This is a genomic window from Mycolicibacterium neoaurum ATCC 25795, from assembly GCF_000691525.1.
GTDB classification, from domain to species: Bacteria; Actinomycetota; Actinomycetes; order Mycobacteriales; family Mycobacteriaceae; genus Mycobacterium; species Mycobacterium neoaurum.
Window position 1 is genome coordinate 20252 of the sequence record NZ_JMDW01000022.1, and the last position, 17804, is coordinate 38055.

21 protein-coding genes and 1 tRNA gene are annotated in these 17804 nt (G+C 66.7%); 15 read left to right on the forward strand and 7 right to left on the reverse strand.

All coding sequences use genetic code 11. The features are described from left to right. Window positions 1-86 precede the first annotated feature (86 nt). Window positions 87-881, forward strand: coding sequence for an MspA family porin (locus IC40_RS0124300; RefSeq protein ID WP_234411681.1), 795 nt, complete (start codon window positions 87-89; stop codon window positions 879-881). On the opposite strand, the gene IC40_RS0124305 is transcribed toward IC40_RS0124300, so the two are convergent. Genes IC40_RS0124305 through IC40_RS0124315 form a run of 3 tightly spaced genes read right to left on the reverse strand, consistent with a single transcriptional unit; the run spans window position 878 to window position 5724 of the window. After that, entirely contained in the window at window positions 878-2347 is a 1470-nt protein-coding gene (locus IC40_RS0124305) for a neutral zinc metallopeptidase (RefSeq protein WP_042510011.1), read from the reverse strand. The genes IC40_RS0124300 and IC40_RS0124305 overlap by 4 nt on opposite strands. Window positions 2348-2407: 60 nt before the next feature. Further along, on the reverse strand, window positions 2408-4396 hold the full coding sequence (locus IC40_RS0124310) for an ATP-dependent DNA helicase (protein ID WP_030137268.1): 1989 nt from the start codon (window positions 4394-4396) through the stop codon (window positions 2408-2410). Further along, window positions 4393-5724 carry a nicotinate phosphoribosyltransferase gene (locus tag IC40_RS0124315; protein WP_030137269.1) on the reverse strand — a complete coding sequence of 444 codons (1332 nt, stop codon included), beginning with the start codon at window positions 5722-5724 and terminating at the stop codon, window positions 4393-4395. Before IC40_RS0124315 ends, IC40_RS0124310 begins: the two co-directional genes overlap by 4 nt. Window positions 5725-5789: 65 nt before the next feature. On the opposite strand from IC40_RS0124315, the gene clpS reads away from it, so the two are divergent. The 11 genes from clpS (at window position 5790) to IC40_RS0124370 (ending at window position 13922) form a co-directional block, all read left to right on the forward strand. Continuing rightward, complete coding sequence (gene clpS, locus IC40_RS0124320) at window positions 5790-6092, forward strand: ATP-dependent Clp protease adapter ClpS (protein ID WP_023986089.1); 303 nt, start codon at window positions 5790-5792, stop codon at window positions 6090-6092. Window positions 6093-6095: 3 nt separating this feature from the next. Then, a complete protein-coding gene (gene aosR / locus IC40_RS0124325) occupies window positions 6096-6680 on the forward strand; it encodes an oxidative stress transcriptional regulator AosR (RefSeq protein ID WP_030137270.1) in 585 nt (194 codons plus the stop codon). Continuing rightward, complete coding sequence (locus tag IC40_RS0124330) at window positions 6677-7732, forward strand: P1 family peptidase (protein ID WP_030137271.1); 1056 nt, start codon at window positions 6677-6679, stop codon at window positions 7730-7732. Before aosR ends, IC40_RS0124330 begins: the two co-directional genes overlap by 4 nt. A 1-nt stretch (window position 7733) precedes the next feature. Then, entirely contained in the window at window positions 7734-8153 is a 420-nt protein-coding gene (locus IC40_RS0124335; protein ID WP_030137272.1) for a M67 family metallopeptidase, read from the forward strand. 11 nt (window positions 8154-8164) lie between these two features. Continuing rightward, complete coding sequence (locus tag IC40_RS0124340; RefSeq protein WP_030137273.1) at window positions 8165-8446, forward strand: MoaD/ThiS family protein; 282 nt, start codon at window positions 8165-8167, stop codon at window positions 8444-8446. Between the two features lie 2 nt (window positions 8447-8448). Next, window positions 8449-9417 (forward strand): cysteine synthase, encoded by a 969-nt coding sequence (locus tag IC40_RS0124345; protein WP_030137274.1) that lies wholly within the window; start codon window positions 8449-8451, stop codon window positions 9415-9417. 10 nt (window positions 9418-9427) lie between these two features. Continuing rightward, on the forward strand, window positions 9428-10087 hold the full coding sequence (locus IC40_RS0124350) for a rhomboid family intramembrane serine protease (protein ID WP_030137275.1): 660 nt from the start codon (window positions 9428-9430) through the stop codon (window positions 10085-10087). 110 nt (window positions 10088-10197) lie between these two features. Next, on the forward strand, window positions 10198-10965 hold the full coding sequence (locus IC40_RS0124355; protein ID WP_030137276.1) for a cyclic nucleotide-degrading phosphodiesterase: 768 nt from the start codon (window positions 10198-10200) through the stop codon (window positions 10963-10965). A gap of 34 nt (window positions 10966-10999) precedes the next feature. Continuing rightward, on the forward strand, window positions 11000-11782 hold the full coding sequence (rph, locus tag IC40_RS0124360) for a ribonuclease PH (protein WP_030137277.1): 783 nt from the start codon (window positions 11000-11002) through the stop codon (window positions 11780-11782). Further along, window positions 11779-12378 carry an RdgB/HAM1 family non-canonical purine NTP pyrophosphatase gene (gene rdgB, locus IC40_RS0124365; protein WP_030137278.1) on the forward strand — a complete coding sequence of 200 codons (600 nt, stop codon included), beginning with the start codon at window positions 11779-11781 and terminating at the stop codon, window positions 12376-12378. Before rph ends, rdgB begins: the two co-directional genes overlap by 4 nt. A gap of 59 nt (window positions 12379-12437) precedes the next feature. Further along, on the forward strand, window positions 12438-13922 hold the full coding sequence (locus tag IC40_RS0124370) for an MFS transporter (RefSeq protein WP_051644431.1): 1485 nt from the start codon (window positions 12438-12440) through the stop codon (window positions 13920-13922). On the opposite strand, the gene IC40_RS0124375 is transcribed toward IC40_RS0124370, so the two are convergent. From IC40_RS0124375 to IC40_RS28385, 3 genes are read right to left on the reverse strand one after another with little or no spacing between them, the layout of a single operon-like run. Beyond that, entirely contained in the window at window positions 13870-14223 is a 354-nt protein-coding gene (locus tag IC40_RS0124375; RefSeq protein ID WP_030137280.1) for a DUF3817 domain-containing protein, read from the reverse strand. The two genes, IC40_RS0124370 and IC40_RS0124375, sit on opposite strands and share 53 nt — an antisense overlap. After that, entirely contained in the window at window positions 14220-14606 is a 387-nt protein-coding gene (locus IC40_RS0124380; RefSeq protein ID WP_030137281.1) for a hypothetical protein, read from the reverse strand. The genes IC40_RS0124375 and IC40_RS0124380 overlap by 4 nt, the downstream gene beginning before the upstream one ends. A gap of 25 nt (window positions 14607-14631) precedes the next feature. Then, window positions 14632-15015 (reverse strand): hypothetical protein, encoded by a 384-nt coding sequence (locus IC40_RS28385; protein ID WP_234411682.1) that lies wholly within the window; start codon window positions 15013-15015, stop codon window positions 14632-14634. Window positions 15016-15445: 430 nt separating this feature from the next. Between IC40_RS28385 and IC40_RS0124390 the strand changes: the two genes are divergently transcribed. After that, window positions 15446-15529, forward strand: a tRNA-Leu gene (locus IC40_RS0124390). A gap of 55 nt (window positions 15530-15584) precedes the next feature. On the opposite strand, the gene IC40_RS0124395 is transcribed toward IC40_RS0124390, so the two are convergent. Beyond that, a complete protein-coding gene (locus IC40_RS0124395; protein WP_234411683.1) occupies window positions 15585-16508 on the reverse strand; it encodes a hypothetical protein in 924 nt (307 codons plus the stop codon). Between the two features lie 140 nt (window positions 16509-16648). On the opposite strand from IC40_RS0124395, the gene IC40_RS26685 reads away from it, so the two are divergent. Both IC40_RS26685 and IC40_RS0124405 read left to right on the forward strand, forming a co-directional pair. Further along, complete coding sequence (locus IC40_RS26685; protein ID WP_234411684.1) at window positions 16649-16891, forward strand: hypothetical protein; 243 nt, start codon at window positions 16649-16651, stop codon at window positions 16889-16891. A 141-nt stretch (window positions 16892-17032) separates the two neighbouring features. Continuing rightward, window positions 17033-17761, forward strand: a complete 729-nt coding sequence (locus IC40_RS0124405) for an NUDIX hydrolase (protein ID WP_051644432.1) — start codon at window positions 17033-17035, stop codon at window positions 17759-17761. The last annotated feature ends 43 nt before the right edge of the window (window positions 17762-17804 follow it).

Consider the following 17804-nt stretch of genomic DNA (forward strand, 5'->3'; position numbering starts at 1 on the left):
ATCGGCCCGGCATGTGTTGTTGTCGTGCCCTGACGGTGACCTGGACCCGGTAAGTTTCGCGCCGGATCACGGGAAAGTGGGTGTCGGTGCGGCGAAGGTTGGCTGTCGGCGCAGTCCTGTGGGCTGTCACGGTGCTGTGCGCACCGGTGGGCACAGCCGATCCCGGTCCGGATCGTGGGGAGCCGCCGTACAACCCGGTTGCCCCGCCGGCGATCGACCCCGCATTGGAGCCCTCACCGACCCCGGTCATGCAGCCCGTTGCCGCTCCGCAGGCGTCTCCGGTCGGCCCGGCACTACACGGATGGGTGCCCTCTGCGGCGGCCGTCAGCACCAACACCCCCGACGGCTGGACCCTGACACTATCGGCCACCGACGAGACGCAATTGGTCAATGCACCACTGACGACGGCGATCTCCTCGCGTAGCTACATCGTCGGCGGTACGTTCAACGGACACATCATCGGCCCGGATCCCGCCATCACTCCGGAAGGGGTGATGGAGGTCGGTTACCAGATCGGCTGCGGCATCGATATGAGCACATCCAATGGTGTCACCCTGACCGGAAGTGCCGGCGTATCACCCTCGTTGGGTCTGGCCGGTGTCGACGTGGCCGATCCAGCACTCGACGGGCTGGTCCCGGTGTTGACCACGCCGGTCACCGGCGGCATCGCCGTTGCACTGAAACCCGGTGTGGTCAACGTCGTTCCGGTCACGGAGAAGCAATTCCGCGGTGCCAACCCCTGGGTGTTGATCAGCAATTTCCGGGTGAAGATCGATGGTTGCGTCGGGCAGTCCTTCATCCGTTCGTATGCGTTTCTCACCCGTTCCACCGATGAGTCCGACGCAGTGTTGGCCTATTACGGCGAGACGAAAGTGGTTTAGGCGAATCGTTTGAAACAGCGGTCGGTATCACCGAGCACCCCGACCCGGAATGCGTCGATACGGGAGAACCCGGAGGGCACCGACTCACCGTTGACGTCGCTGGCGACCAGTCCGTTGAGCAGGATTCCCGATACCGCCTCGTCGACATCACCTGCGGTGAGCGCAATCGTGTCGCCGTCGGGGGTGTTGACCTCCTTGACGAGTTTGGCCGTTGCGACCCCGGTCAGGCAGGCGGTGCGCAGCGCCGCCTGCGCGGTGTTGAGCGCGACGCCACCGTGCTGCTGCTGAACCGACTGCATGTAGCGCGAGATCACCACCGAGTAGGCGGTGTTGTCACCGGTGGCCAATCCGGCATTCTCATCCTCCTCGGCGGGCTGGGCACCCAGCACCTCCAGGGCGGGCAGATCCACCGAGATGGTGTTGGTCGCCGGACAGAACGTCGCCGGTGCGTCGGAATCGGCATCGGGGCAATCGGGGCGATCGAAGGTGAGGGTCGGGCGCTCGGCGGGATCGAACAGGATGTTCATCGCGTCGACGACCGAACGCACCGAATCCGCGGTGATCTGTAGTTCACCGGATTGATCTTCAGGGAGCAGAACCGGCAGGTCGCCCCGGCGTTGCTTGATCTCCGCGGGATCCATCGCCGCGCAGGAACCGGCACCGTCGGTGAACCCGAACTGGAATGCCGAAACCCGTTCGAATGCCGAACCGTGTTCGTCCTCACCGGCCTCGGAGTCGTCGACGGTCATCAGCGGATCGCGGAAGCCGATCATCGTCGTCATCAGGCTGTTCAGACCGTCACCGGTGGACAGCGTGAAACGAGGTGAATTGTCCTCGGCAACCCACCGCATGTACACGCCGGCAAGGCAATCGGCCTGTTGCTCGGAGACCAGCGTCGGCGTGTCGTCCGAGACGATGCCCGCCTGTGCCTGGATCGCGTGACCGTACTCGTGGGCCAACACCATCGTGACGGCCATATCGCCGTTGGCGCTGCGCAGTGCGGGCAGCAGGACCCCGCGGTCCCAGCCGATGGTGCGGTCGTCATCGCAATACGCGGCATTGACGAGGTTGTAGGTGTCCTCGCCGCAGAAGGCGCCGTCGAAACCGTCTGAATCCCAGGAGAGGATCTCCGACACCGGAGTGAACTCACCATCGAATGTCTCACCGTAGGTCTGTTCCCAGAATTGTTCGATATCGCTGATCGAACTGGCGGCGAGCATGTCGATGTCACCACCATCGGTGTCCTTGACCTCGCGGGTGGGATCGGTGGCGTCATCGCGCAACCCGGTGGGTCCGTCGGTGGCGGGCATCCCCGCCACCCGGAACGGGTCGGCGAACACCGAAACGGCGCTGCCCTGCACCGGTTCGGAGCATGCGCTGACGATCAGCACCGTGCCCAGCGCCAGCGCCGCAGCCGGGAACCATCGCAGACGTCGGCGTCCTGTCGCCGTCGTAGGGAAATGCATCTGCCCGCCTTTCCGGTGCGCCCGGGCGGGGCACGTTTCTGGGTAGCAGAATAGTGACAATCAGCCGTTGCGCAGGCGAATCAGCGCGGCCCGAACCCGTTCCGGGTCGGTGGTGGCCCAGAACGGTGGCAGTGAGGCACGCAGGAATCCGCCGTAGCGAGCGGTCGCCATCCGGGAGTCCAGGATCGCGACCACACCGCGATCATCGATCCGGCGCAACAATCGGCCCGCCCCCTGGGACAACAGCAATGCCGCGTGACTGGCGGCCACCGCCATGAATCCGTTGCCACCGCGGGCGCCGATCGCACGCTGCCGGGCGGTCAGCAGCGGATCGTCGGGCCGGGGGAAGGGAATCCGGTCGATCAGCACCAGCGAGAGGGTCGGGCCGGGGACATCGACGCCCTGCCACAGCGACAGCGTGCCGAACAGTGAGGTCTGCTCGTCATCGGCGAATTGTTTGACCAACGCCGCGGTGGTGTCCTGGCCCTGGCACAGCACCGGGGTGGACAGCCGCTCGGCCATCACCTCCGCGGTGGCCTTGGCCGCGCGCATCGACGAGAACAGGCCGAGCGTGCGGCCGCCGGCCGCGGTGATGAGCGCTTCGATCTCGTCGAGCTGTGCCGGCGATCCGGTGCCATCGCGGCCAGGAGGTGGCAGATGCTTTGCCACGTAGAGGATTCCGGATTTTGCATGGTCGAACGGCGAGCCGACGTCGAGGCCGCGCCATCGGTCGGGCTGGTCGCCGCCGGAGAGACCCCAGGCGGCCGCCATCCCGTCGAAGCTGCCGCCAAGGGTCAGGGTGGCCGAGGTCAGTACGGCGGTGGCACGAGCAAAAAGCCTGGTGCGCAACAGACCCGACACCGATAGCGGGGCCACCCGCAGCACTGCACGCTTGCCCGCCGCGGCGCGGCTGTTCTCCTCGTGATCCAGCCACACCACATCCACCCGGTCGGGGATGGCGGGACCGAACGAATCCAACATTCGCGCCGCGATATCGCCGATCTCGGTGACCGCGGTGACGGCCTCGGTGCGCGCCGCGGCGGCCTGCGGGTCCGACGGGGTGGTGTCGATCGCCGAGCGGATCACGAATGCCGCATCGCGCAGAGCGGTCAGGTAGGTGGCCAGTTCGTCGTCGAGGTGGTCGATACGACCGGGTTCGGCGTCGTGGATCATCGCTGCCAGATTGGCCCCGGCTGCCTCGAAGCGCTCGACGAGTTCATCGGCGACCAGCCGCCCGATCCGGCGCTGGGCGGCACCGAGCGCGGTGGCCGACAGTTCGCCGGTCGCCACACCGGTCACCCGGTCGGCGAGCTCGTGTGCCTCGTCGACGACGAGCATCTCGTGTTCGGGCAGCACCGAGGCATCGGCGATGGCGTCGATGGCCAGCAGCGCATGATTGGTGACAACGATGTCGGCGGTACCGGCCTTGGCGCGCGCCTTCTCCGAGTAGCAGTCGGCGCTGTAGGGGCAGCGCGACACCCCGATGCATTCCCGGGCCGACACGCTGACCTGACTCCAGGATCGGTCCGGTACACCGGGGGCCAGCTCGTCTCGGTCACCGGTCTCGGTGTCCGAGGCCCATGCCGTCAGCCGCTGCACATCGCGGCCCAGCGCGGTCGCGGCGACCGCGTCGAACAGTTCCTCCTGGGGCAGATCATCACCCTCGGATGCGGCGCCGTTGTGGATCTTGTTCAGACACAAGTAATTTCCCCGGCCCTTGAGCAACGCAAAGGTCGGTTTGCGGGGCAGTCGCGGGGCCAGGGCGTCGGCCAGCCTCGGCAGGTCACGGTCGACGAGCTGACGCTGCAGGGCGATGGTCGCGGTCGACACCACCACCGGCGACCCCGCCGATACCGCCCGGGCGATCGAGGGCACCAGATAGGCCAGTGATTTGCCGGTGCCGGTGCCTGCCTGGACGGCGAGGTGCTTGCCCGTTTCGAAGGCCTCGGTGACGGCCTGGGCCATCTCGACCTGACCGGCACGCTGGGTGCCGCCGAGGGCATCGACCGCGGCGGCGAGGAGATCCGTGACGGTGACGACGGCGGTCACCTGGCGGGAACCACGCGGGTGGCGACGGCGGGTTCACCCCGCGAGAGCTTCAGGCCGTCCCAGGGCAGGCTGGTGAGCCCGGCGGCCATCAGCGTGCGGGCCGCGTCGAGATCGGGCGTGTCGACCGGCTCACCGGCGCGCACCAGCGCAACGCTCAACGGTCTGGCGGTGAGCCCGGATTCGACCGCCGGTGGGTGCCCGGCCGGGAAGACCAGCTCCTCGGTGATGGTTCCCGACGGTTTGGCCACGCGCATGGACTCCTTGGCCCCGCCCTGAGACCCCTTCTGCGCGCTGCGCTTCTGTACCGGGATGCCGTCGACCTCGACCAGCTTGTAGACCATCCCCGCGGTGGGGGCGCCGGAGCCGGTGACCAGCGAGGTCCCGACGCCATAGCTGTCGACCGGCTCGGCGCGCAGTGCCGCGATGGCGAACTCGTCGAGGTCGCCGGACACCACGATGCGGGTGTTGCGGGCACCCAGCTCGTCGAGCTGGCGCCGGACCTGCCCGGCCACCACGCCGAGGTCACCGGAGTCGATGCGCACGGCTCCCAGTTCGGGTCCGGCGACCGCGATGGCATTGGCCACCCCTGCGGTGATGTCATAGGTGTCCACCAGCAAGGTGGTGCCCACGCCGAGAGCATCGACCTGCGCGGCGAAGGCGATACGTTCCGATGCGTCCTGTGCGGCGCGGTCGGCGGTGCCGTCCGGACCGGTGTGCAGCAGGGTGAAAGCATGAGCGCTGGTGCCCAGCGCGGGCACGCCGTAGCGTTGCTGAGCGGCCAGGTTGGAGCTGCCGTCGAAGCCGGCGATCCACGCCGCCCGTGCCGCGGCGACCGCGGCCTGCTCGTGGGTGCGTCGCGATCCCATCTCGATCAGTTGGCGGCCGGCCGCGGCGGAGACCATCCGGGCGGCGGCCGAGGCGATCGCGCAATCGTGGTTGAGCACCGACAGCGCCAACGTTTCCAGGATGACGCACTCGGCGAAGCTGCCGCGGACAGAGAGCACCGGCGAGTTCGGGAAGTACAGCTCGCCCTCGGGGTATCCGTCGATATCGCCGCCGAATCGGAAACCGGTCAGGAACTCGCGGGTCTGTTCGTCGAGGAAATCGGCGACGGTGTCCAAAGTGTTCGCATCGAAGGTGAAGTGTGCCAGCGCATCCACGAAGCGTCCGGTGCCCGCCACGACCCCGTAGCGGCGCCCGTCGGGCAGCCGACGGCCGAACACCTCGAACGTGCAGCGCCGGTGCGCCGATCCGTCGCGCAGTGCCGCGGCGAGCATGGTGAGCTCGTACTTGTCGGTCAGCAGCGCGGTGCTCACGGGGTCGTTCACGTCCCCAACCGTATCGGTCCGGTTCCGATTCGGGCGGGAAGTGCCACCCCGGTAGTCTGTCGGGCATGGTTACCCCAGCGCGGACTCGGCCGGGTACCCGTGAGGACGAGGCCACCGAGAGTCGCGATGCGACCGATAGTCCCTGGGTGACGATCGTGTGGGACGACCCGGTGAACCTGATGTCGTATGTGACCTACGTGTTCCAGAAGCTGTTCGGCTACTCCGAACCACATGCCACCAAGTTGATGATGCAGGTGCACACCGAGGGCAAGGCCGTGGTGTCCTCCGGCAGCCGGGAGTCGATGGAGGTCGACGTCACCAAGCTGCATTCGGCGGGCCTGTGGGCGACCATGCAGCAGGACCGCTGACCCGTGCGCAAATGGAAACGCCTCGAGGGCGCCGACGGTCCGCGATTCCGGTCATCGCTGGCCCCGCACGAAGCGGATCTGCTGCGTAATCTGGTCGCCTCGCTCACCGGGATGCTCGACGACCGTGAATCCGCCGCTCCGACCGACGAACTCAGCGAACTCACCGGCATCAAGACCGGCCACTCGGCGCCCCCCGAGGACGAGACGATGAAGCGGCTGCTGCCCGATTTCTACCGGGCCCGCACCGAGCACCCGGCGGGCTCGTCGGCAGCCGACAGTCTCAACAGCGCGCTGCGCAGCTTGCACGAGCCGACCATCATCGACGCGAAACGCCAAGCCGCGCAACGTCTTCTTGAGACATTGCCGGAGGGCGGTGGCAAATTCGAGCTGTCCGAGGACGATGCTCAGGCGTGGGCGTCGGCGGTCAACGATGTGCGGTTGGCGCTGGGCTCCATGCTCGAGATCGGCCCCGGCGGGTTGGACCAATTGCCGGTCGGGCACCCGATGGCCGGGCATCTGGACGTGTACCAGTGGCTGACGGTGTTGCAGGAGTATCTCGTGCTCGGGCTCCTGGGGCAGAGCCGATGACCGAGTTCGGCGCCATCACCGATATCGCAGGAATCCGCGTCGGGCATCATCACCGCATCGACGACGATGTCACCCTGGGGTCGGGCTGGGCTGCGGGCAGCACCGTGGTGCTGGCGCCGGCGGGCACCGTGGGTGCGGTCGATTGTCGCGGTGGCGCGCCAGGGAGCCGAGAGACCGATCTGCTCGACCCGGCCAACAGCGTGCGTCACGTCGACGCGGTGGTGCTCACCGGCGGGAGTGCCTACGGGCTGGCCGCCGCCGATGGTGTGATGACCTGGCTGGAGGAACAGGGGCGCGGTGTCGCGATGGACGGCGGCGTGGTGCCGATCGTCCCGGGCGCGGTTATCTTCGACCTGCCGGTCGGTGGTTGGGGGTGCCGTCCCACCGCCGAATTCGGTTATGCCGCTGTGGAATCCGCGGTCGACGGCAGTGTCGCGGTCGGAAACGTCGGCGCCGGCGCCGGTGCGCGTGCCGGCGTGCTCAAGGGCGGACTGGGCACCGCCTCGATCGAGCTGCCCGATCTGGGCGTGACGGTCGGGGCCATCGTCGCGGTCAACTCCGGTGGCAATGTCATCGATCCGGCCACCGGTCTGCCCTGGATGTCCGATCTGACCGCGCTCTTCGGCCTGAGTGCCCCGCCGGAAGAACAGATCGCCGAGTTCGCGGCGCTGAACACCAAGAGCAGCCCGTTGAACACCACCATCGCCGTCGTGGCCACCGATGCCGAGCTGAGCCCCGCGGGATGCCGGCGGCTGGCCATCGCCGCCCAGGACGGGCTGGCGCATGCCATCAGGCCGGCCCACACCCCGGTCGACGGTGACACCGTGTTCGCCCTCGCCACCGGTGCGGTGCAGGTGCCGCCCTCGGAGAAGGTGCCCGCCGCGATGTCCCCGGAGACCGCGCTGGTCACCGCATTGGGGGCGGCCGCCGCGGACTGTCTGGCCCGTGCCGTCCTCGTCGGCGTGCTGGCCGCCGAGTCGCTCGCCGGAATACCGACCTACCGTGGCCTGTTGCCCGGAGCGTTCGCATCTGCAAGAGAGACGGAGTCCTGACGTGCTGGTGATCCGCGCCGACCTGGTGGACGCCATGGTGGCCCACGCGCGCGCCGACCATCCCGACGAAGCCTGCGGCGTGATCGCCGGTCCGGAGGGTTCGGATCGTCCGCAGCGTTTCATCCAGATGGTCAACGCCGAGCGGTCCCCGACCTTCTACCGGTTCGATTCCGGTGAACAGCTCAAGGTATGGCGCCAGATGGATGACAACGACGAGGTCCCGGTCGTCATCTACCACTCGCACACCGCGACCGAGGCCTACCCGAGCCGTACCGATATCTCCTTCGCCTCCGAACCGGACGCGCACTACGTCCTGGTCTCGACGCGTGATCCGCAAGCGCACGAACTGCGCAGCTACCGCATCCTCGACGGCGTCGTCACCGAGGAACCAGTCAGCATCGTCGAGAACTACGAATCCTGAGAGAGGCCACCGTGTCCGTAACCGTGTCCATCCCGACCATCCTGCGCACCCACACCGGCGGGGAAAAGCGCGTCGAAGCCGACGGCGAGACCCTGCAGGCCGTCATCGCCGATCTGGAATCCAACTATCCGGGGATTTCGGAGCGTCTGATCGACTCCGACAATGCGGGCAAGCTGCACCGCTTCGTCAACATCTATGTCAACGACGAGGACGTCCGGTTCTCCGGTGGCCTGGACACCGCGATCGGCAACGGCGACTCGGTCACGATCCTGCCCGCCGTCGCAGGCGGCTAGGCGTGCGTTACGACTCGCTGCTGCAAGCCCTGGGGAACACCCCGCTGGTCGGCTTGCAGCGGCTGTCACCGCGCTGGGAGGACGGCGCCGACGGCCCGCATGTGCGGTTGTGGGCCAAGCTGGAGGACCGCAACCCCACCGGGTCGATCAAGGACCGGCCCGCGCTGCGGATGATCGAGCAGGCCGAGCGCGATGGACTGATCACGCCGGGGGACACGTTGCTGGAACCCACCAGCGGCAACACCGGTATCTCCCTGGCCATGGCGGCCCTGCTCAAGGGTTACCAGATGATCTGCGTGATGCCGGAGAACACCTCGATCGAGCGACGTCAACTCCTCGAGCTCTACGGTGCCAAGATCATCTTCTCGCCCGCCGAGGGCGGTTCGAACACCGCTGTCGCGCACGCCAAAGAGCTTGCCGCACAGAATCCCTCATGGGTGATGCTCTACCAGTACGGCAACCCGGCCAATGCCGCCGCGCACTACGAGACCACCGGTCCGGAGCTGCTGGCCGATCTGCCCGAGATCACGCATTTCGTCGGTGGTCTGGGCACCACCGGAACCCTGATGGGCACCGGCCGCTTCCTGCGTGAGCAGGTGCCCGGGGTGCAGATCGTGGCCGCCGAACCGCGCTACGGCGAAGGTGTCTACGCGCTGCGCAATATCGACGAGGGTTTCGTGCCCGAGCTCTACGACCCCGAGATCCTGACGACCCGTTACTCGGTCGGCGCGTTCGACGCGGTCAAGCGCACCCGTGAGCTGGTCCAGGTGGAGGGCATCTTCGCGGGTATCTCCTCGGGCGCCATCCTGCACGCCGCACTCGGTATGGGCGCCAAGGCCATCAAGGCCGGCGAGCGCGCCGATATCGCGTTCACGATCTGTGACGCCGGATGGAAGTATCTGTCCACCGGTGCCTACGCCGGTAGCCTGGACGATGCGGAAGACGCACTGGAAGGGCAACTCTGGGCATGAACGAGTGGGCATGAATCTCCCGGACACCCGGTCACCGAAGAATCGGCCGGCATGGGTGGTCGGCGGTGTCACGATCGTCGGTTTCGTGGCGCTGCTCTACGTCATGGAGATCATCGACACCGTTCTCGGCCATCGTCTCGACCAGGACGGGATTCGCCCGCTGCAGACCGACGGGTTGTGGGGCATCCTGTGGGCGCCGCTGCTGCACGGCGGCTGGCCCCATCTGATCGCCAACACCGTGCCCGCGCTGGTGCTCGGCTTCCTGATGACGCTGGCCGGCATGGGGCGCTTCCTCGGGGCCACCGCCATCATCTGGCTGCTCGGCGGGTTCGGCACCTGGCTGATCGGCAATATCGGCGCGCACTGCCCCTATGTGGGGATCCAGTGCACCACCAACCACATCGGCGCGTCCGGGTTGATCTTCGGCTGGCTGACCTTTCTCATCGTGTTCGGATTCTTCAGTCGCAAGGCCTGGGAGATCGTGGTCGGGGTGATCGTCGCGCTGGTGTACGGAGGCATCCTGTTCGGGGTGCTCCCCGGTGCGCCGGGAGTGTCCTGGCAGGGACATCTGTCCGGGGCGGTCGCCGGGCTGATCGCCGCCTACGTGCTGTCCGGCCCCGAGCGCAAGGCCCGTACCGCGCGCACCGGCCCGACAGCGCTGCGATCCTGAGCCGACCGGTGAGCCATGTCGTGCATCACGGTGCGGACACAAAATGAATCTTGTCGCTGAATGCGGTCATGCTTTCGTCGCGCCGCTGACCGACGTGGCAAGCTAGTGCTGTGCGAATCACCGTACTGGGTTGTTCCGGCAGTGTTGTCGGCCCCGATTCGCCCGCGTCCGGATATCTGCTGACCGAGCCCGACACCGCGCCCATGGTCCTGGACTTCGGCGGCGGGGTGCTCGGCGCCCTGCAGCGGTACGCCGACCCCGGCTCGGTGAACGTCCTGCTGTCGCATCTGCATGCCGATCACTGCCTGGATCTACCCGGCCTGTTCGTGTGGCGCCGGTATCACCCGTCCCCGCCCAAGGGGCGGGCCATGTTGTTCGGTCCGTCGCACACCTGGGAGCGGCTCGGCGCGGCATCCTCGCCCGAGGGCGGCGAGATCGACGATGTCTCCGATATTTTCGACGTTCAGCCCTGGGTCGACGGTCAGGCAGTGCGGCTCGGGGCCCTGACGGTCGAACCGCGGCTGGTGTGTCACCCCACCGAGTCCTACGGCATGCGCTTCACCGATCGCGATGGCGTCACCTTCGCCTACAGCGGCGACACGGGCATCTGCGATGCGGTGGTCGAACTGGCGCGCGGTGTCGACGTGTTCCTGTGCGAGGCGTCCTGGACGCATTCCCCGGAGCGGCCGCCCAATCTGCACCTGTCGGGCACCGAGGCCGGTCAGATCGCGGCGCGTGCCGGAGTCGGGAAACTGCTGCTGACCCATATCCCGCCGTGGACGTCGCGGGAGGACGTCATCAGCGAGGCCAAGGCGGAGTTCGACGGCCCGGTGCACGCGGTGGTGTGTGGCGAAGTCATCGACGTGACCCGCCACTGAGCTGCCCGTCGGGCTTCCGCGTTAGGGTTGCACGGTGTCCAGACGAGAAGACGGCCGGCTTGACGACGAGCTGAGGCCAGTGGTCATCACCCGCGGTTTCACCTCCCATCCGGCGGGCTCGGTATTGGTCGAGTTCGGCCAGACCCGCGTCATGTGCACGGCCTCGGTGACCGAGGGGGTGCCCCGTTGGCGCAAGGGGTCCGGACAGGGCTGGCTGACCGCGGAGTACGCGATGTTGCCGGCGGCCACCCATGAGCGCTCGGGCCGCGAGTCGGTCAAGGGCAAGGTCGGCGGTCGCACGCAGGAGATCAGCAGGCTCGTCGGCCGGTCGCTGCGGGCGTGTATCGACCTCGGCGCGCTCGGTGAGAACACCATCGCCATCGACTGCGATGTGCTGCAGGCCGACGGCGGTACCCGCACCGCCGCGATCACCGGCGCCTATGTCGCGCTCTCCGATGCCGTGACCTACCTGGCCGCGGCCGACAAGTTGTCGGACCCGCGCCCGTTGTCCTGTGCCATCGCCGCGGTGTCGGTCGGTGTGGTCGACGGCCGGGTCCGGTTGGACCTGCCCTACACCGAGGATTCCCGCGCCGAGGTCGACATGAACGTCGTCGCCACCGACACCGGAACCCTGGTCGAGATCCAGGGCACCGGTGAGGGCGCCACCTTCCCGCGCACGACGCTGGACAAGATGCTGGACGTGGCGCTCGCCGGTTGCGAGGAGCTGTTCGCCATCCAGCGGGCGGCACTGGAGCTGCCCTATCCGGGCGTGCTGCCCGAGCCCAGCGGCCCGTCCAAGAAGGTGTTCGGAAGCTGACCCGGTTACTGGTTGCCTCTCGCAACGCCAAGAAGCTGGCCGAGCTCCGCCGGGTCCTCGACGCGGCCGGAATCGACGGCGTGGAATTGGTATCACTGTCCGAGGTCCCCGAGTTCGACGAGGCACCCGAGACCGGTGCCACCTTCGAGGAGAACGCGCTGGCCAAGGCCCGCGATGCGTTCGCCGCGACCGGATTGCCCTCGGTCGCCGACGATTCCGGGCTGGCCGTCGACGCACTCAACGGGATGCCCGGGGTGTTGTCGGCGCGGTGGTCCGGTGCACACGGTGATGACCGCGCCAACCTCGAGCTGTTGCTCGGTCAGTTGCGCGATGTGCCCGACGGCCGGCGCGGCGCGGCCTTCGTCTCGGCATGTGCGCTCGTCTCCGCGGCGGGGGAGACCGTGGTGCGCGGTGAATGGGCGGGCACGATTGCCCGAGAGCCGCGTGGTGACGGGGGCTTCGGATATGACCCGATCTTCGTGCCCGCAGACTCCTCACGCTCGGCGGCGCAGCTGTCGGCCGCTGAGAAGGACGCCGCTTCGCACCGTGGCCGGGCGTTGACGTTGTTGGTGCCGCAATTGCGCGCGTTGGCCTGATCGCCGGCGGTTCCGAGCCGGACCACCATCGGGATTTTGCATAGCGCAGCTAACGTGTAATGCTCCCGGGCGTGGTGTCAGTCGATCGGCCGCGGCCATTCCGGAGAGTCTCGGCGGCCCATCCAGGTGTGCTGATCGCGGTGCTGTGTGCTGCCGGGATCAGCGTCTCGCTGATGCAGACACTGCTCATCCCGCTGATACCCGAATTGCCAAAGCTGCTCGACACCAGCGCTTCTGACGCATCATGGGCGATCACATCGACCCTGCTCACTGCGGCCGTGGCCACGCCGGTGTTCGGCAGGCTCGGTGATCTGTACGGCCCGAAACGGATCCTGATCGCCTGCGCGATTGTGTTGATCGCGGGCTCGGTGATCGCCGCGTCGAGCACCACCCTCATCCCGTTCGTGATCGGTCGCGGCATGCAGGGCCTCGGCATCCCCATCATCCCGCTGGGCATCAGCGTGCTGCGAGCTTCCGTACCCGCCGAGCGGGTCGGCAGCGCCATGGGGTTGATGAGTTCGTCGCTCGGGGTGGGCGGCGCACTCGGGCTTCCACTATCGGCGGCCATTGCCCAACACCTCTCCTGGCATGCGCTGTTCTGGTTCGCCGCGGCCATCGGAGTCGTGCTGCTCGTGCTCTTCGCCACGCTGGTGCCTGCGGTGCCTGCCAGTTCGACGGACCGCCTCGACCCGCTAGGCGCGCTCCTGCTGGCGGCCGGACTGGTGACTCTGCTGCTGGGTATCACCAAGGGGCGTGATTGGGGCTGGACGTCCGGTGTGACGATCGGGATGTTCGGATCCTCGATCGTGGTCAGTGCGATCTTCGTCGCCTGGCAGCTGCGGTTCGATTCGCCGGTCGTGGACCTACGCACCTCGGTGCGCCCGCCGGTGCTGATCACCAACATCGCCTCGGTCGGGGTCGGGTTCGCGATGTTCGCGCTCTCGCTGATCGCACCACAGGTGCTCGAACTGCCTGCCGAGACCGGCTATGGGTTGGGCATGTCGATGCTGGAAGCCGGGCTGTGGATGGCCCCGGGTGGGATCGCCATGATGCTCGTGGCCCCGTTCGCGGCGCGGGTGGCCGGAGCCCGCGGTCCGAGGTTCACGCTGTGCGTCGGGTGCGTGGTGATCGCCGGTTCGTACCTTGCCGGGTTGTGGCTCCTGGGCGGTGGTCCGCAAGTGCTGGTGCTCAACGTCCTGGTCAGCATCGGGGTCGGCTTCGCCTACGCGTCGATGCCTGCCTTGATCAACGCCGCGGTACCGCTGTCGGAGACCGCCGCTGCGAACGGTCTCAACGCACTGGCGCGGTCGCTGGGCACCTCGATCTCCAGCGCGGTGATCGGGGCGATCCTGGCGGGGATGACGATGACGGCCGGCGGTCACGAGGTGCCGACCCTCGACGGTTTCCGGGCTGCCCTGATCGTCGCCGCCGCGGTCTCGGCCGTGTCTGCGGTGGGCGCGCTGCTGATACCCGCGGTGCGCCCGACGGTGGCTACAGAGCGAACCGCTTCTTCACGTCTTGGGTCTGGAAGTGCTCGACGATGAGGCCCAACACGGGCACGGTGCCGGAGATCAGGGTGCCCAGCGTGCGGCCCAACGGCCAGCGCACCTTGACGGCCAGGTTCGCCGTGGCGATCAGGTAGGCGAAGTACACCCAGCCGTGTACGACCGCGATCCAGCTCAGCGAGTCGTCGTTGAAGCCGTACTTCATGACCATCTCGTAGCACAACGCGATCAGCCACAGGCCGGTCGTCCACGCGAGTACCCGGTAGCTCGCCAGCGCCTTCTGGATGGAGGGCAGCGGAACAGCGGGGGTTCGGGTTTCCTGGCTTTCGGGGGTGCTCATCTGGTGTTCCTGTCCTCGGGGGTGTCCGCTTTGGCCAACTCGGCCAGGTAGGCGTTGTATTCGCGCAGGGTGGGGTCGTCATCGACGGTCGACGCGGCGGCCGGACGCTCGGGGAGCAGGCCGGCGGGGATCTCGGTGGCGCGGCTGGTGTCCGCGGGCTCCTCGTAGGTCGGTGGCGCGTCCTCCAGCCTGACGAACTTGTAGTAGGCGTAGACGCAGAAGGCGGCGAACATCGGCCATTGCAGGGCGTATCCCAGGTTCAGGAACGTGCCCGAGTTCGATTCGTAGCGGGTCCACTGCCACCAGGCCAGCAGCATGCAGCCGGTGGCACCGACGGTGGCCAGCGCGATGAGCGCCGGTCTCCTACGTCGTGTAGTGGACATGGGTCAACTTTACCGCCCGCCGGTCTCAGGTCTTGGGCCCGATGAACTGGTCGAGTCGTGCGGTCGCCGCCTTGCGATATACGGCGATGACGTAGCGACTGTTCTGGGTCCACGGGATGCCGAGCCGATCGAGGGCCGCGCAGAAGAGATTGCGGATATCGGTCGAGTGGTTGGTGAAGTGATAGCGGATGCTGGCGACCCCGCGATCGTTGGCGACCACCCGACACCCGTCGCTGTGGATGAGGCCACGGACGAACTCCTCGGTGGCGGCGTCGACATGGGCCTGTTGCCACGGCTCCAGGACGATCGGACGAAGGTGCTTGCGGCCGGGAGCATGCTGCGGAAACACACACGGCCAGTGCTTGGAGTACAGACCGACCACCACGTAGTTGCTCTTCTGTTTCGCCACGTGCGCGTGCTGACCGGGCATAAGGGCGTCAATGGCAAGCCGACAGCTTTCGATGATGTCGGGATACCTCGTATCCAGCGCAATGCGCAGGCGCCACACGCGGCCCATGCGTGAGATGCAGCCATCCCCGAGGTAGAGGCCGAGCAGGTATGCGTAATGGACGGAGGGAAGAGTTGAGTAATCGTGTGCCGTGCAGTCGGACGGCTCGACAAAGCGTCGCGGCGGCCGATTTCGCCACTGCAGCACAGTGGTCCGGGGCACCCCGGTTGCGCGCGATATCGCACAGTCGTTCATCCCCGCATCGACGAGTCGTCGGACTTGTATGAAGTCGTCCTGCGTGCGCATAACGAAGCCCCCCTCGTTGATGACGACGCTAGGGCAGACGTCCGACAAAACTCCCCTGGTGCGAGGCGGTAGTCTGACCGGTAGAGCGCGAGTGGCGAAATGGCATACGCGATGGCTTTAGGTGCCATTGTCTTCGGACGTGGGGGTTCGAGTCCCCCCTCGCGCACCACAGAACTGAAGTCGTTGGCCCTGGGCGTTCTCGCAAACCAGAGCGGTTGACACGCTCATCCCTGCACGAGAACGTGAATCGGATGGCGGGGATCTTCGGGGCAGCTGAAGATCTGAACATCCCCGCCACGGCCGACCACCAGCCCCGTCGGTTGGTCCGAGTCGATGTCCGATCCGAGACCATCTTGAACGCTCCATGTCCTTGCGCCGTGTCCTCGTTCGTAGGTGTCGAGGCAGATGAGGAGTTCACGAGGGGTGCCGCAGTCCGGGCACGGGATGGCATATGGATCCATGGCGTGCCACTTCGGCCAGCCCCCTACCTTGCAACCCGGTGCCACCGACAAGTCGTCTGCATAGTTCAGATCGAGTCCCCATCCTGCGTCCTCTATCGTCCCTATTCGATCCCACAGCGCGTCTGGGAGGTCCAGCGGATACTCGGGCACCACCTCAGGATGGAGTGCACACGGGCGAGGGATGCATTCTGGCTCGAAATCGACGGGTGGTGCCGGGGTGGCTGCGACAGCGGACAGCGCCGCCGAGTTGCGCCACAGGAGCGTGATCGCGGGCGCATAGGCGTCGGGCTGGCCGGGTACGTGTGCGTGGATCACCGGGCACCAGAGCAGCTGCAACAGATCGGCGTCATCGGGAAAGCGAATGGTCGGTGCGTCGGACGCGAACAACTGCAGTACCGGAATCAGTGAGTTGGGAGCGGCGTGCAAGTGCTGATATTCGGGCTCGGACCCGAGAGTGTCGAGATTCCAATGGAAGTAGGGAGCGGTACACGTCGGCCATGGTTCCGCGCGTGGCCACAGCATCGGTCCGCCGATCGAACTCTGTTGTGCCGCCGGCACTGCCGGGCGGGGGTGCAGTCGGGTGGTGGAGCGAGCGAACCGCGCGAGCTCAGGAACGAATCGGGCGACGTCGACGGGACGCGGCGGGGTGATGTAGTTGCCGTTCGGAATGCTCGGTCTTAGGTGCATCGCTTGGTCAGTATGGATCACCGATAGTGATCGGTGTCATCTCGGCTTAGCATGGCTGTACAAGATTCAGCGAATGATGCCGATGCGAAAGCTTTTCGGACCTTTGCCAGGCTGCACCGACCGGCAGGAGAAGCCAAGCGATGTCGCTCTACCTTCGCTATGAATCGGCGGTGGCGAACAGTTGCGGCAACCACACCGGGGTTTTCGGACTGGCGAAATCGCATCGTCTCAGCCCGCGCGATCGAGCATGGTGGCGGGAAAGCAACGACTGGCTCAATGCCGCCTACCCAGACCCGGCGACAGTCGATCCAACGCTGTTCGACCGCACCCTCAACCCCCTTGACCACCTGCTGGTTCAAGGCCGATGCAAGAGATGTGCTTGAGCGAGTCCACGGATACTTGGCACTCCTCGACCGTTACGACGTCGCGTGGAGAGCGCGGCAGCCGGACGATCCAGGGCTCATCCTGTACGACGATGACGTTCAGGTCGTCGTATGTACCCGCCGCTTCTGAGAACGCGTGTGATGGAGGAGTTTGGATTGATCGGCGATGATCGCGTCTGGGTCGGACAGCCCTCTGAATTGCAGTTCGAAAGGGGTGACGGGCCACGCGTAGCGCATGAAGAGGCGCAGGCAGCCGATCGATTATTCGATGCCGCCACCCGCCGGAATCCAGGACTCTTCGACGGTCCGCTGGTGCTGGTCGAGCGCTGCTCGTTGGAAGCCATATCGAGTCGGATGGTCGTGTGGTGGTCGCCGAGCACCTACCGAACGCTGGCGCTGAGACGGTTTGGGCATCGCATCTCCACACTGTTCGTGACTGTCCTCGTGCCCACATTCGGGGGAAAGGTGCTTGTCGGGCGAGCCGGTCCGCTCACGGCGAAGGCAGGGCTCTGGCAGTTTCCCGGAGGTTCCGTGACACCGCCGCCGACCGGCGCGCCACTGGATATCGACCATCTCGCGACCGAGGCTTCGCGCGAACTGCTGGAAGAAACCGGGCTGTGGCGGGAGCCCCGAACCCTGAAGTTGTGGGCCGTATGCCGCGGCGACCATCACAATGTGGGCATGTGCTTCCGGGCCGCCGATATGGACGTTCGTGAGTTGGCCGATGTGCGCGACTTCGTCACAAACTGCGACGAGCCCGAGTTCGACCAGCTGGCCGCGGTGCGCACCGGTACCGAACTTGCCGCGCTTGGTCGGAGTGTCGATTACGTGGAGCCGTGCCTGCGTTTATATCGGTCAGAATCTGGCTGAAACGTTCGGGCTCCCCATCACCAAAGCCCGTGGTCGTGAGTGT